Raw genomic sequence first — 14,384 nt, 5'->3', positions numbered from 1 at the left:
AATGCAAAGGTCGGCATTCTAAGCGAGAAACGGAGGGAATACTTTTAGGTAGGGTCAATTGACCAAGTCGCCCCGTAATCGTCTAAAATGCTTTCGGGCTAGGGGAAAATAATAGCTGTCTTGGTAGTCGTAAATTATCTTTTCGTAACAGGCTTTGGCTTTTTCGGTGTCCTTAAGCTGGTGTTCATATAATTGGCCGAGGGCATAGTTGGCATCATCGGCCAAAATATCCCAAGGGAAGAATTCCGCAATTTTCATATAGTTTAGGCGGGCTTGGTCAAATTTCCCTTGCATTTCGTATAGCTTAGCTTGTTTTAACAGGGCTTCATCTTCGATGGATTTACCTTGGTGTTCGTCCATGATGGTCTGTAGCAAGACAATGGCCTTGTCATTTTCGTTCTGGTACGCCAAAAGGTCGGCACGGGCATAGGTTTTTAGGGCCGTTTGGGTAGAGTCCATAAACACATTGTCCGAAATTAAAAGACTAAGTTGCATGGCGTCGTTGGCTATGAGCTGTGAGGCCGAGCCCCGTAGCACCTTAAGTTGTTCCAAGGCCCAATCGAAATCGCCTTTATAAAAACTGGTTTGGGCCACCTTAAACCGGGCATTTTGACCCATGACATCGTTTTTCAGGTTTTTCTGCACTTGCGAATACTGTATTAGGGCCTGATTAAAACGTTGGTCATATACTAGAATGTCGCCCAATCCCATTTTAACCTTGGCCTTTGTGTAGCGGTCTAGTGGTAACTTCAAACATTTTTTTAAGATTCTTGAGGCCAGCTCGGGTTTGTCTTGGGTAAAGGTCAGGAATTTGGCATAGGCCAATTGCAGATCCAGGGTGGCGGCTTGGTAGCCATAGGTGGCCATCATTTTCTCGAATTGATCGGCACGCTTGGCTATACTTTTGTCCCCGTTTTGGATGCCGTCTATTTGGAGCAGGGTTAGTTGGGCCCTAAGGGTGGTAGGCACGTCATTGGCTTCTTTGGCCATGAATTCGAAAATGTCATGGGCGATGGCAAATTCCTTAACGGAAAAACTGTGCCGACCCAAATTCTCTATGCGGGCCAATGATTTTTCAGAACTACGTTTGTAAAGGGCCTTTTCTTGAATAAAGGCTTGTTTGAATTGGTTCTGTTGTACAAAAAGCCATGAGAGTAATTCGTTCCAGAGTGGGTTGGGGTCTTTTTGAAGCCGTTTTAAGATAGACTTTCGCAAGAGCTGGTTGTTCCCGTTTTCGGGGTCGTCGTTGATAAAGCCTTCGATTTGGCGCAAAACCTTGGCCTGGGAGGTTTTTCCGTTTTCCAAAAGCTGAAGGTAGCTATCGTACATTTGGCCAATATGTCCCTGTTCTCCATAAATACGTGCCATTTGAAGGTTGTAGTCTAAGTCTGGGTTGCCTTCCATGGCCAATTGGTAGGCCTGAAGCGCCCAATCTAATAAGGCATATTTCTGGAAACGCACCCCGAGTCCGTACCCATGGTTCGGGCGTTGCCTTACGGCGTTTACGGCCAATTGGTATTGGGCCTCGGCTTCTTGCTGTTTGTTTTGTAAGGCATAATTGTACCCCAATTCAATATGAAAGGCCGGATAGGGCCTGGGGCGCTCCAAAAGTCCTTTTAACAAGGCTTCCGATTCTTGGTAGCGTTCCAATTGTTGGTAGCATTGTATAAGGCCTTCGGTATAATCGTGTCTATTGGGTTGCTTTTTGGTGAGCCGCTCGTAAAAGACCACTGCCTTTTCAAAGTTGCCCTCTTTTACGTATTGCTTGGCCAAAAAATCGTCTTGTCCCATGAGCTGGGACGTTATCAAAAAGAACAATACCAATGGCCAATACTTCACAAGCTTGCTTTATCCAAATATACCATTGTAGAACGAAAACTATGTTAAGGTTATTACAAAGAAAGGCCCGGAGCATGTCCGGGCCTCATCGTTTTTATTGTCTAGGTATATTGTTAATCGATACGGTCGAATCCGGTATAGGGCACCAAAACCTCCGGTATTTGTATACTATCGGGGGTTTGGTAGTTTTCCAATATTCCGGCCAGTACCCGTGGCAGGGCCAATGAACTACCGTTTAGGGTATGGGCCAATTGTTTTTTGCCATTGGCATCGCTAAACCTAAGTTTAAGACGGTTGGCCTGAAAAGTTTCGAAATTGGAGACCGAACTGATTTCCAACCAGCGGTCCTGTGCGGTAGAAAACAATTCAAAATCGAAGGTTAGGGCCGAGGTAAAGCCCAAATCGCCACCACATAAGCGTAAGATGCGATAGGGTAGCTTCAACTCTTGCATAATACCCTTTACATGGGCAACCATATCGTCTAGGGCGTCATAGGAGTTTTCTGGTTTTTCTACCCGTACGATCTCTACCTTATCAAATTGGTGCAGGCGGTTCAATCCGCGTACGTGGGCCCCGTAGCTTCCGGCTTCCCTCCTAAAACAAGGGGTGAAGGCGGTGTGTTTTATAGGGAAGTCCTTTTCGGTAAGGATACGGTCGCGATAAATATTGGTAACGGGAACCTCTGAGGTAGGAATCAAATACAGGTCGTCGGCCGTTACATGGTACATCTGCCCTTCTTTATCGGGTAATTGGCCGGTACCATAACCCGAGGCTTCATTGATCATCAAGGGTACTTGTAGTTCGGTATAACCGGCGGCGGTATTCTTGTCCAAAAAATACGAGATCAAGGCGCGTTGTAGTTTGGCCCCTTTTCCTTTATATACCGGAAAACCGGCCCCGCTGATCTTGGCGCCGAGTTCAAAATCGATCAGATCGTATTTCTGGGCCAGTTCCCAATGGGGGAGGGCACCTTCGAACAAGGTAGGAATGTCCCCTTCGCGATAGATCTCTTCGTTATCGTCCTCACTATTTCCGGCAGGCACAGTGGCATGGGGTACGTTTGGTATTTGGTACAACAGCTCTTGCAGTTTCGAAGCGGCCTTGTTCAGGTCTTCCGATAGGCGCTTGCCACGTTCCTTTAAGGTGGCGGTCTGTTCTTTTAGGGCATTGGCCTCTTGGGGCTTCCCAGATTTAAAGAGCATGCCGATTTCTTTCGAAAGCTTATTGGACTCGGCCTGGGTATTATCCAATTCGGTCTGCACCGAACGCCGGGTTTCGTCCCATTGCATTACCTTTTCCAAAAGTGGGCCAGCCTCCAAATTCCTTTTTTGAAGGGCTTCCACAATCGCGTCTTTGTTTTCACGAATGTGCTGTAATTGTAACATGCGCTTTGTATTTAAGGGGCAAATTTAGTGCTTTCCGTTTGGTTTGGAAGCGGCGGTGGTCTTTTCTTCGTCCAAAATCCATTCGTTGTGTGCCAAGTGCTTCCAGGATACCGCGGTCAAATCGGTATAAGGATCGATATAGGGCTTGGCCAAACGTCCGTTTACACTGAGTTTACTATCGACATATATCGCCACATCCAGGCCTTGTTGGGCGTAGTGCTTTTTTAGATATTGGGCGTATTGCCACATAAAGTCGGGGTAGGTCTTTACCCTACGCCATTGTTTTTGGGTAAGATGGTCTAGCGGTTTGTGCGTTAGGGCTTCTTGGGTCTGGTTATCAAATATCCTGAACTGCGTACTACCGTATTTGCTACGTAGCATCATACGCCAGCTCATACGATGGCCTTCTTCGGTCCAGAGTACATCGCCGGGCCAATAATGGTGACGTAAGGGGAGGCCTATCTGAATTAGAAAATAGAGTCCAACGAAGCCCATGAAAAGCTGGGCGTTTTTTGGGGCTGCTACGGCAATGGGGGCAAAGGCCTTCCGGTTTTTGGCAAATAGTTTTCTAATGGTGCGGGGTTCGAAAAAGAACAGGCTAAAGGCCAGCGAGAGGTAAGGGAAAATTCCCACCTGGAACACAATGGAGTTAAAGAGGTGGAAGAAAATCGCGCTGATAAAGGCCAGTTTTCGAGTGGGTCCATAAAGCAAGGCGGGAATCACCAATAGGTCGAACAAAATACCATACCAACACATAATCTTATGGGCCCAAGGGTACTGCAACCAGGCGCCGATTATGGGTAGGTTTTTCTTGCCCTGCATTAGTATTTTGATAAAGGTAAGGTCTAGCCAATCGGGGTACATTTTTGCAATGGCCCCATAAGTAAACACAATAAATACTTGACCCACGATAAGCCATTTGTACAAGGCGAACATTTGGGTTTTGTTTATGGCCGGGTTTCTTTTGGCATCGAGCGAAAGCCCATGGTGGGCGGGTACCAAGGCCATCATAAACGAGAGCAATACCAAAAGGTAATAATGGTTGTTGTATGAGGTTTTTTGCAGCAGGTAAACGCCGGTCCACATGAAGGCGAACAACAAGGAGGTTATCCTATAGCGATACCCCAAGGCGATACAGACCCCAAGCGATCCCATAATAAGAAAATAAACATACATCTGTGGGCCGGCCAAGGGCGCCAACCACTCGAACCCGATAAAGGTAAAGGTGAACTGGGGTGCTACCAAGGTGCGGCGTACCCATCCGGTTAAGATGGCCCCATAACACTCCAAGGCGACCAAAATGCCAAAAAACACCCTGAAAACCAACAAGGGGGTATTGTCTATGGGCTTAAATAGGAAATTTCGGATCATAGGTCGGCGATCAGGCTTCGGGCCTTGGCCCTATCGGCATGTAACTGTTCCTTTAGAAGATCGACCGAGTCGAATTTTTGTTCTTCCCTAAGCCAATGGAGTAGTTCTACCTGAACATCGCAGTCGTAAAGATCGCGATCCAGGTCTAAATAATGTACTTCTATGGTCTGTGGGTTATCGGGCTTTACCGTGGGGTTGGTACCGATATTCATCATACCGAACACGGTATTGCCATCGATGGTGGAACGTACTACGTAGGCCCCGTTGCGCGGAATGAGTTTGTAGGATTCCGCAATTTCGATATTGGCCGTCGGAAAGGCCAGTTGCCTGCCTATGCCCTTACCTTTTCGAATGGTGCCGCTAAGCATGTACGGATATCCTAGATAAGTGTTGGCCGTTCGAATATCACCTTCAGAAAGGGCCCTACGTATTTTGGTGGAACTAATGCTTACCGCATCGATTTCCTGGGCATCTATCTGTTCCACCTCAAAGTCGTACATATCGCCAAAACCGACCAGATCATTGATGTCCGCCGTACGGTTGCGCCCAAACCTATGGTCGTACCCAATGGTGACCTTTTTGGCCTGAAGCCCGTTCACCAAAACATCGCGTACGTATTCGGTGGCGGTAAGTCGTGAAAAGGCTTTGGTAAAGGGGTGAACGATTAGAAAATCCAAGCCCATACGCTCCAGTATTTGCTGCTTTTCGGCTAAGGTATTCAGTAATTTAATGTCGGAATCTTGCTGTAACACCATACGCGGATGCGGAAAGAAGGTAAGTACCGCCGAGGCCCTATCTTTAGTTTTGGCATCATTTATGAGGCGTTCCAATATCTTTTGGTGTCCAATATGTACCCCGTCGAAAGTGCCAATGGTAATGGCCGTAGGTTTTTTTTTGTCGTATTGGGAAATGTTGTTAACCGTTCTCACCGGGCTATATTAAAGTAACCGTCTTTGTGGGCAAAGGTATGGCAATTTCCGTATTCGCGGGTATGTAGCGATGCTAAAATGAGTTAAACCGGGCTGGGGCCCATTCTTGCGATGGGGTAGGGTGATGGTTAAAATAATTGTTATCAATAGGAAGCCTAGTATATTAATATTACATTTGAGAACCGGTCATAAACCAGACTTATGCAAGAAAAATTACGTACCGTATTATTTTCATCTCTCTTTTTTATGGTTTTAATGATCCAAGCCCAATCGGTGCCTTGGCAGAACCTACGCAGTTTGGGAGGGCAAGATGAAGCGGTAAAAATGAAACTTCAATTGTCCGAAGGGCAAGTGTATCAGCTCGACGAACAAGCATTCGTAACCCATTTAAGGACCACCCGTGGGTCTAAGGCGACAACGGTTGTAGAGTTTCCGGATATGGCTGGGGTACTCCAGCGTTTTTCTGTCCGCGAAACCTCGGTTATGGCCCCCGAATTGCAGGCCAAATTCCCGCAGATCCGATCCTATTCCGGATGGGCTCTGGATGGTTCTGGAAAACGGGTACGCTTCAGTGTTTCCCCTTCGGGATTGGATGCCATGATCATAGATGTTAGCCAAGATAAAAACACCTTCGTGGCCAAAATGGGTTCCGTACCCGGCACCTATGTGCTCTATGACCGGGAAGCAAAAAGCCTTAGGTCCGATGGTTTTGTGTGTAAGACCACGGCCTCCAAGGCATTTCAAAAAAATGCAAGCTTGGGCCGTAAAAAAGGCGAGAGTGGTGCCAAGGTAGATGACCAAACCTTACGTACCTATAGGATCGCACTTTCTGCCTCTGGGGAATATACCACTTTTCATGGGGGTACCGTGGCAGGGGCCATGGCGGCCATAAATACCACCCTTACCCGGGTAAACGAGGTGTTTGAGACCGATTTGGCCGTACGCTTGGAACTCGTAGCCAACAACGACCAATTGATCTATACCGATGCGGGTACCGATCCGTATACGACTTCGCCCTACAATAATGCGGCCCAAAACACGATCGATGAAAAAATCGGTGCCGATAATTATGATGTAGGTCAAGTGTTGCTTCAAGGTTCTGACGATGGTAATGCCGGATTTATCGGTTCTATTTGTCAAGATGGTAAAAAAGGAAGTGCCTATACTTCGGGCTCTTCGCCCCAAGGCGATATTTTCGATATCGATTTCTTTGCCCATGAGCTGGGACATCAGTTCGGTGCCAACCATACCTGGTCTTTCGATTCGGAAGGTACCGGGGTTCAGGTAGAGCCCGGTAGTGGTTCCACTATTATGGGTTATGCCGGAATTACCGGTGGCCACGACGTGGCCCCGAATGGCGACGACTATTTCCATTATGTCTCCATCTCTCAAATGACCGATTATTTGGCGACCACCAGTTGTGCCCAAACTACGCCTTTGACTAATAACCCGCCCCTGGTCAATGGGGGTACCGATCATACCATTCCGGCCGGAACCGCCTTTGTGTTAACGGCTACGGGCAGTGATATAGATTCAGGAGATGTACTTACCTATACTTGGGAACAGATCAATAGTGGTTTGGTGCCCAAATCGGCCTTTGGGCCCGAGAACACGGCAGGGGCCAATTTCAGATCACTGCCGCCCAATACTTCCCCGCAACGGTATTTTCCTAAAATGGAACGCATCTTGGCGGGCGAACTCAACCAAACCGATCCCGGGGTAGGGACGGCTTGGGAAACGGTTTCAACCATAGCCCGGGAGTTCGATTTCTCCGTGACCTTGCGCGATAACGCTGCTGGAGGGGGTCAGGTGGTAGGCGACCAAGTCGTAGTAACCGTAGATGCCAATGCCGGTCCGTTTCGGGTAAGCTCACAGTCAGAGGCCACAAGCTTTGATACCGGTGATTTGGTCGTGGTACAATGGGATGTGGCCGGTACCGATCAAGGTCAGGTCAATACCAGTGGGGTAGATATTTATTTGTCCTTGGATGGTGGTCAGACCTTTGATACCCAATTGGCCTCCAATGTGCCCAATAACGGTTCGTACCAAGTACAATTACCTGGGATGGCCGCTACCCAGGCCCGATTTATGGTCAAGGCGCATAACGGTATATTTTTAGCGGTCAATGCCGCCGATTTCGTAATAAACGAAGCAGCGGTAACCCTGGAGTTCGATGCCTTGGCACATGAGAGTTGCCAGCCCGACGATATTGTGGTTTCTTTCAATTATGTAACCGGTAGTGGTTTTTCGGAGACCAGTAATTTTGAGGTAGTAGGGCTTCCGGCCAATATGAGTGCCGTCTTTAGTCCGGCCATGGCCAACACGACCAATACGCCCGTAAATCTAACTTTGGGCAATACTGTAAATGTGACTCCTGGGGTATACGATATTACCGTAAGAGCCGTATCGGCAACGGTTACCGAAGAGATTCCCATACAAATTAAGGTGCTCGACGCCAATTTTAGTGATGTTAACCTACTATTACCGGCAGATAATGCCACCGATGTGTCCCTTTTGCCAAGATTGGAATGGGAAGCCAATCCCATTTATACGGAATACGAGGTGCAATTGGCCAAAGATGCGGCCTTTACCGATTTGGTCGCTGAAGAAACCGTTAATGTCTCTTTTTATTCCCCCAATGAATTAGAGGCCCAGACCCAATATTTTTGGCGGGTCAAGCCCAAAAACGCTTGTGGGGAAGGGGTTTTCGGTGCCGCCAATACGTTTACTACCATTGTAATCAGTTGTTTTCAGAACAGTGCTTCCGATTTACCCCTGACCATAAGGCCCACCGGAACCCCAACGGTTCGTTCGTATGTGAATGTTGCCCAGAACCTGCCCATATCCGATATCAAGGTAACCGTGGATCTCGATCACACCTATGTGGCCGACCTCTTGATAACCCTTACATCCCCCATAGGAACCCAGGTAACCTTGTTAAACGGCAATTGCCCGGAAGCGGCTGATGTTAATGCGGTATTCACCGATAGTGGGTTGGATATCGTATGTTCTGACAACCCGGCCATTAGTGGGGAGGTAAAACCGAGTGGTTTGTTATCGGTCTTGCAGGGCGAGCTTACCAAAGGTACTTGGGTGCTGGAGGTAAAAGATCAAGAAACCAATGATGGGGGTGCCTTGAATGGTTTTGGGTTGCAGTTTTGTGTAGAAGGCGAATTGGCGCCCGATGCCGATAACGATGGGGTTTTGGATAATGGCGATGATCTTTGTTTAGGTACCCCTGATGGTGCCGAGGTCGATGTAAATGGCTGTCAGGTCTTCCGTTATGCCAACGATCATTTTACGATCAATGTGTCTAATGAAACCTGTTTTTCGGCTAATAATGGAGCCATTAGTATACAGGCAGCAAGCGCTATGGCCTATACGGCCAGTCTAAGTTTGGACGGCAATACGACCCAGACCGATTTTACCCAGACGGTAAACTTGGATCAATTGAATGCAGGTACCTATACCTTGTGTATCACGGGTACCAATGGGGCCGATACCTACGAGGCCAGTTGTTTCGAACTGGTGGTTACCCAACCCGAAGAGTTAAGTGTACTGACCAATTTAAGTGCGGACGGGGGCACCCTTGACCTACAGCTCGATGGGGCGGGTATTTATTATATTTCGTTGAATGGCCAGGTCGTTTCCGAAATCAGTGGAAAAGAAGCAGTGGTGGCTTTAAAAGATGGTTATAACTTGGTTAAGGTGCATACCGACCTAAGTTGCCAGGGCATATTTGAAAAGGCCTATTTTAAGGGTACGGAGCCTATTTTGGCACCCAATCCCGTTTCCGATGCCACAACCTTGTTCGGGCCTTCCGGTACCGGTAAGGTAATGGTTCAGGTATATGCACTTTCGGGCAAGTTGGTCCTTTCCAAGGAAATGACGGCAGAAAGTCTGGCCTTGCCTTTGCCCATGGGCCATTTACCCAAAGGGATGTATGTGGTAAAGGTTAAATCGGAATTGGTTGATAAGCTATTTAAAGTGGTAAGGCAATGATAAGACATAAGGTAAAAATATACATGGTATTGGTGCTTTTGGCCTTTGGGTGTGGTAAAGACGACCCACCACCGCCACAACCACCATCTGCAGCGACGCTTGTGTTTCCGGCTTCTAATTCGGAGTGTACTACGGGTGAGGATGTTTCCGACATTACCTCAAGGGTAACTTTTCAATGGAATACGGCCGCCAATACCGATTCTTACGAGTTGGTGGTTACCAACCTTCAAAATAATTTCGATACCCAGAAAACCACGGTCTCAACCACCTCGGCTAGTTTGGATCTTAAAAAAGGGGCTGGCTACGAGTGGACGGTTACTTCAAAAAATCAAGAGGTCACGGAAACGGCTATTAGTGAAAAATGGTTTTTCTTCAATGAAGGAGCGGTTACCGAGAATCGGATACCATTTCCGGCCAGTGCCGTTTATCCTAAATCGGGTAGTGCAGTGAGCCGCGATGCCAATAATGAGGTTATATTGCGTTGGAAAGCTGGGGATGTTGATAACGATATAATAGGGTTGGATGTGTTTCTTGATACCCAAGACCCACCCCAAAACCTTCTGGTTGCCATTGGGCCTAACGCGGTAGAGTATAAGGCCGTTGTTAATACCGGCACAACTTATTTTTGGCAGGTACAGACCAAAGACTCGGCAGGTAACAAGTCTAAATCGGCTGTTTTCGAGTTCCGAGTGAATTAGATAGGTTGTCTGGTTTACAATGTTTAAGGTTTCTTTTGTGAAGTACAAACTTCGAACCTCATACATTCCTCGTACCTCCAACTTCGTACTTCGAACCTCGTCCTTACAAGTCAGGTATTGTTATACTGGTTCATGGTACGGGCCATACCGGCCAACATAAATGATTTTATCACTTCAGAGGCCCGTTCAAGGCGTTCTGGAATGGCTGCTTCCTCTTCAGGGTTCCAGGCGCCTAAAACATAGTCTACCTGTCTTCCTTGGCTAAAATCGGCCCCCACGCCAAACCTAAATCGGTTGTATTTGGTAGTGTTCAAGAAAAGTTGGGTGTCTTTAAGTCCGTTATGGCCCCCATCGCTTCCTTTACCCTTAATGCGAATGGTACCAAAAGGTAGGTTGATGTCGTCGGTAATGACTAAGAGGTTTTCCATGGGGATTTTCTCCTTGTCCAACCAAAATTTAATGGCCTTGCCGCTACGGTTCATATAGGTGCTGGGCTTAAGTAACAATGCGGTTCTTCCTTTTATTTTAAAAGTGGTGAGGTCGCCTAGTTTTTGGGTGGCAAAGCTCAAGTCTTCCTTTTTTGCCAATTGGTCGAGTACCTTGAAGCCGATATTGTGTCGGGTTTCTGCATATTCGGCCCCGATATTGCCGAGGCCAACGATCAAGAATTTTTTCATGGGGTCGTTTTCGGTAAGTAGTGTTTTAGGTTTGCCAAATAGTCTTTTCCAAATGCCCATAAGCTTCGGTATTGGTTGCCTTCCGGGGCCCAAAAGTGGGTCGGTCTTCGGAGGGGTTACATACGGTTTGGGCCAAAAATACAAAAGCATCCCAAAACCCTTTCGGGCGGGATGCTTTTAAAACTATACGATTTCTGCTTATTCGGCAGCAGCTTCGGTTTCCTCTTCTTCTTCATCGGTCTGCGCCACGGCATTCCTAGAGGTTTTCACCTGTACGATTACGGTGTTGTCTGGGTGAAGGAAAGTGTAGTCTTCGCTTTTTACATCGGCAACATACACTTTACCACCTATCTTTAACTCGGAAATATCAACTTTGATATTGTCTGGCAATTGACCTGGTAGGGCCTTAACACTAAGCTTGCGCTTTCTAAAGATCATGTTACCACCGTTCATAACCCCTGGAGAGTTACCTTCCAAAATAACAGGAATATCCATGGTAACGGCCTTGTCATCGAACAATTGGTAAAAGTCGATGTGCAAGATACGGTCGGTTACTGGGTGGAACTGAATGTCTTGCAAAACGGCATTGATCTTTTCGCCATTATCCAAATCAACGACAACGGTATGCGCGTTTGGGGTGTACACCAAGCTTTTAAAAGCTAGTTCAGGTGCTGAAAAGTGCATTGGCTTTTCCCCTCCGTATAACACGCAAGGGACCATTTCAGCATTACGTAGGGCCTTAGTTGCCTTTTTGCCCACGCTTTCTCTTACGGATCCTTTGATTGTAATTGACTTCATTTGTCTATTTATGTGAATTAATTTACATTAAAAATTTAGAGCTGATCGAGGTGTTGTTGTGTACCCTATGCATAACATCGGCAAAGAGGTTGGCACAGCTCAATACTTCTATTTTATCGCTTTCTTTTCGTAACGGAATGGAGTCGGTTACGATCAGTTCTTTTAGTTGTGAATTTTCGATACGCTCATAGGCCTCACCCGATAACAAGGCGTGGGTGGTAATCGCCCTAACACTTAAGGCGCCCCTTTCCATCATAAGGTCGGCAGCCTTGGTCAAGGTACCAGCGGTATCTACCATATCGTCTACCAAAACCACATTTTTACCTTGCACATCGCCAATCAGTTCCATATGTGAAATCACATTGGCCTTGGCGCGTTGTTTGTAACAGATAACCACATCAGACTCCAGAGCCTTGGCATAAGCATAGGCCCTTTTAGATCCCCCCATATCGGGCGATGCTATGGTCAGGTTATCCAATTCCAATTTCTTTAAATAGGGAAGAAAAAGGGTGGAGGCAAATAAATGATCGACGGGCTTTTCAAAGAACCCTTGGATTTGATCGGCATGCAAATCCATGGTAATGATACGTGTAGCCCCAGCGGTTTCCAGCATTTTCGCCACCATTTTGGCAGCAATCGGTACACGGGGTTTGTCTTTACGGTCTTGACGCGCCCAACCAAAATAAGGTAAAACGGCGGTAATATGTCGTGCAGAAGCCCTTTTGGCCGCATCGAGCATCAACAACATTTCCATAAGGTTTTCGGAACTCGGATTGGTAGACCCGATGATAAAGATACGGGCCCCACGAACCGACTCTTCAAAAGAAGGCTGGAATTCACCATCGCTATAGCGGGAAAATTTCACTTTACCTAGGGTAACACCGTAGGCCATGGCGATTTTTTCAGCTAAGACCATACTCTGTGTACAGCCAAAAAATTTAGGTTCCGGGACTCTGTAAGACATCTTAATCGATTGTTGTTGGGTATCTTAACGACCATCCTTTCTTTGAAAGGCCGTGCAAATGTAGACATTTATTTGGGATGGGGTCGCAATTTATTCCCTTTTTTGTTTTGCAAATAAAAAAACATGGTTACTTTTGCACTCCCAGTTGCCTTGGTGGCGGAATTGGTAGACGCGCTGGATTCAAAATCCAGTTCCTTTGGAGTGTGGGTTCGATTCCCACCCAAGGTACTTTAAACCTCGCTTTTGCGAGGTTTTTTTATGGGCCAAATTGGAGTGAGGGTTCCCTCGATGTTTCGGGGCCACCCAAGGTACAAAGCTTCGCGGCTATCTGTGGCTTTTTTATGTCAAAAGGATTGGATTCCCCGAGATTCTTGGGCCATTCACGGTACAAGACTCGGCGGGATTGCGGTTTTTTTATGGGTTAAACTAAAGTGTGGGTTCCCCCGATGCTTCGGGGCCACACAAGGTACATGGCTCGGCAGAATTGCGTGGCTTTTTTTATGTCGAGGGAAGTGGGTTCACCGAGATCCCTAGGCCGCCCAAGGTACAAGGTCTTGAAGAAAGGCAGGGGCTTTATTTATGCCCGGTAATGTGTACGTGGGGGTTTCGAGGTACAGTGCCTAAATGAAATGCAGGGCTTTTTTGGCCTTAGGTTAGGGTTTTCCCGGCTGTGATAATCATCAGGGCCAAGAAATCTTCCATTTTGAATTTTGAAAAGGGTTATAAATGAGGAACCCCGCTACGCTCCCACAGCATAACGGGTATTCCTGCCATCTTCCAAAATAAACACAGAATTATATAGGTCTTGAAGAACTTAAAGAGGTTCTTATCTAAAAAGTGATGTTAAACAACAGTTCATGGGTGCCGTTCTCGGCATTGCGAACCGGACTTTCGAATGCCGATTCGTAGGCATAGCCTGCCTGTAGCCAGTCGGTCTTGAACACGAACAGAAAAGCCATGCTCTCGTCCCAACGGTACGAAAGACCGAGGTCGAATTTTTCATTGATCTGCAATACCGGTGTCAGATCTACCGATAGGGGTGCGTTCTCTACATGCCTTACCATGGTGGTAGGCCTAAGGGTAAGCGCGGGGCTAAGGTAGAATTCATAACCTGCCGATAGGTACATATGTATTCGATCAATACCCATACGGGCCTGACCGTCTTGGAACTCTACCCTGTCGGGTTTAAGCAGTTTGGGAACCGAAAAGCTTACAAAGTAATCGTCGTGCTTCAACAGGGCCCCCACACCTACGTTGGGGGTGAGTCTGCCACTTAGGTCGGTAAGCGAGGGATCGGGTACCACGTCGTATACCTGTAACCCGTCGGTATTTACATCGTAGGAGTGTATACCGGCCTTGAGCCCGAAATAGATCTCATGGGCGGCCCCTAGTTGTAATTTGTACGAGAAATCGGCATTGATGTTCAGTTGGTCCTCGACAAAGGTCTTGTCGTTGATCAGGCTGACGCCCACCCCAAGGTTGTTGCCCACGGGCATGCCAAAGAAAAGGCTTTGGGTCTCCGGTGCCCCTTGAACGCTGGCCCATTGGCTACGTAGGTTGAGTCCGAGTTTGGTCTGTTGGTCTACCCCGGCATAGGCGGGGTTGACCAGGTTCATATTATAGTTATAGAAACTATAGTTGGTGTCCTGCTGCGCCCTGATGATCCAGGTGGTCAGGATATAGAGTATGCCAAAGGCGAAATGTTTGGTTTTCATGGTTAT

The 14,384-nt window shown here is 47.3% G+C and carries 10 protein-coding genes and 1 tRNA gene; 3 read left to right on the top strand and 8 right to left on the bottom strand.

What is annotated here, in order from left to right; genetic code table 11:
- Positions 1–54 precede the first annotated feature (54 nt).
- The 4 genes from B7P33_RS09050 to B7P33_RS09035 all read right to left on the bottom strand — a co-directional run bounded on the left by B7P33_RS09050 (position 55) and on the right by B7P33_RS09035 (position 5,524).
- Positions 55–1,839, bottom strand: coding sequence for a tetratricopeptide repeat protein (locus tag B7P33_RS09050; protein ID WP_317042827.1), 1,785 nt, complete (start codon positions 1,837–1,839; stop codon positions 55–57).
- 113 nt (positions 1,840–1,952) lie between these two features.
- Positions 1,953–3,224: a serine--tRNA ligase gene (gene serS, locus B7P33_RS09045; protein ID WP_097441647.1), complete on the bottom strand. Its 1,272-nt coding sequence runs from the start codon at positions 3,222–3,224 to the stop codon at positions 1,953–1,955.
- A 24-nt stretch (positions 3,225–3,248) separates the two neighbouring features.
- Positions 3,249–4,595, bottom strand: coding sequence for an HTTM domain-containing protein (locus B7P33_RS09040; RefSeq protein ID WP_097441646.1), 1,347 nt, complete (start codon positions 4,593–4,595; stop codon positions 3,249–3,251).
- A complete protein-coding gene (locus B7P33_RS09035; RefSeq protein ID WP_097441645.1) occupies positions 4,592–5,524 on the bottom strand; it encodes a bifunctional riboflavin kinase/FAD synthetase in 933 nt (310 codons plus the stop codon). Before B7P33_RS09035 ends, B7P33_RS09040 begins: the two co-directional genes overlap by 4 nt.
- 201 nt (positions 5,525–5,725) lie before the next feature.
- Here B7P33_RS09035 and B7P33_RS09030 point away from each other — a divergent pair, with 201 nt between their 5' ends.
- Both B7P33_RS09030 and B7P33_RS09025 read left to right on the top strand, forming a co-directional pair.
- The gene (locus B7P33_RS09030; protein WP_097441644.1) at positions 5,726–9,526 is read left to right on the top strand and encodes a reprolysin-like metallopeptidase; all 3,801 of its coding nucleotides are present in this window, start codon (positions 5,726–5,728) and stop codon (positions 9,524–9,526) included.
- Complete coding sequence (locus B7P33_RS09025; RefSeq protein ID WP_097441643.1) at positions 9,523–10,224, top strand: fibronectin type III domain-containing protein; 702 nt, start codon at positions 9,523–9,525, stop codon at positions 10,222–10,224. The genes B7P33_RS09030 and B7P33_RS09025 overlap by 4 nt, the downstream gene beginning before the upstream one ends.
- A 110-nt stretch (positions 10,225–10,334) precedes the next feature.
- Here B7P33_RS09025 and pth read toward each other — a convergent pair whose 3' ends face one another.
- The 3 genes from pth to B7P33_RS09010 all read right to left on the bottom strand — a co-directional run bounded on the left by pth (position 10,335) and on the right by B7P33_RS09010 (position 12,663).
- Positions 10,335–10,961 carry an aminoacyl-tRNA hydrolase gene (pth, locus tag B7P33_RS09020; protein WP_245871735.1) on the bottom strand — a complete coding sequence of 209 codons (627 nt, stop codon included), beginning with the start codon at positions 10,959–10,961 and terminating at the stop codon, positions 10,335–10,337.
- Between the two features lie 138 nt (positions 10,962–11,099).
- The gene (locus B7P33_RS09015; protein WP_097441642.1) at positions 11,100–11,699 is read right to left on the bottom strand and encodes a 50S ribosomal protein L25/general stress protein Ctc; all 600 of its coding nucleotides are present in this window, start codon (positions 11,697–11,699) and stop codon (positions 11,100–11,102) included.
- Positions 11,700–11,721: 22 nt separating this feature from the next.
- Positions 11,722–12,663 carry a ribose-phosphate pyrophosphokinase gene (locus tag B7P33_RS09010; protein ID WP_097441641.1) on the bottom strand — a complete coding sequence of 314 codons (942 nt, stop codon included), beginning with the start codon at positions 12,661–12,663 and terminating at the stop codon, positions 11,722–11,724.
- A 147-nt stretch (positions 12,664–12,810) separates the two neighbouring features.
- On the opposite strand from B7P33_RS09010, the gene B7P33_RS09005 reads away from it, so the two are divergent.
- A tRNA-Leu gene (locus tag B7P33_RS09005) sits at positions 12,811–12,891 on the top strand.
- Positions 12,892–13,493: 602 nt separating this feature from the next.
- On the opposite strand, the gene B7P33_RS09000 is transcribed toward B7P33_RS09005, so the two are convergent.
- Positions 13,494–14,378: a PorP/SprF family type IX secretion system membrane protein gene (locus tag B7P33_RS09000; RefSeq protein ID WP_097441640.1), complete on the bottom strand. Its 885-nt coding sequence runs from the start codon at positions 14,376–14,378 to the stop codon at positions 13,494–13,496.
- Positions 14,379–14,384 lie beyond the last annotated feature (6 nt).

The sequence above is a fragment of the Sediminicola luteus genome, from assembly GCF_002514735.1.
Lineage (GTDB): Bacteria > Bacteroidota > Bacteroidia > Flavobacteriales > Flavobacteriaceae > HQA918.
This window is presented reverse-complemented; position numbering and strand designations above follow the sequence as displayed.

What these genes read in the sequence shown, in the direction of transcription:
- B7P33_RS09000 (WP_097441640.1), bottom strand. Translation starts at nt 14,378, where the DNA reads ATGAAAACCAAACATTTCGCCTTTGGCATACTCTATATCCTGACCACC.
- B7P33_RS09025 (WP_097441643.1), top strand. Translation starts at nt 9,523, where the DNA reads ATGATAAGACATAAGGTAAAAATATACATGGTATTGGTGCTTTTGGCC.
- pth (WP_245871735.1), bottom strand. Translation starts at nt 10,961, where the DNA reads ATGGGCATTTGGAAAAGACTATTTGGCAAACCTAAAACACTACTTACC.
- B7P33_RS09015 (WP_097441642.1), bottom strand. Translation starts at nt 11,699, where the DNA reads ATGAAGTCAATTACAATCAAAGGATCCGTAAGAGAAAGCGTGGGCAAA.
- B7P33_RS09040 (WP_097441646.1), bottom strand. Translation starts at nt 4,595, where the DNA reads ATGATCCGAAATTTCCTATTTAAGCCCATAGACAATACCCCCTTGTTG.
- serS (WP_097441647.1), bottom strand. Translation starts at nt 3,224, where the DNA reads ATGTTACAATTACAGCACATTCGTGAAAACAAAGACGCGATTGTGGAA.
- B7P33_RS09010 (WP_097441641.1), bottom strand. Translation starts at nt 12,663, where the DNA reads ATGTCTTACAGAGTCCCGGAACCTAAATTTTTTGGCTGTACACAGAGT.
- B7P33_RS09030 (WP_097441644.1), top strand. Translation starts at nt 5,726, where the DNA reads ATGCAAGAAAAATTACGTACCGTATTATTTTCATCTCTCTTTTTTATG.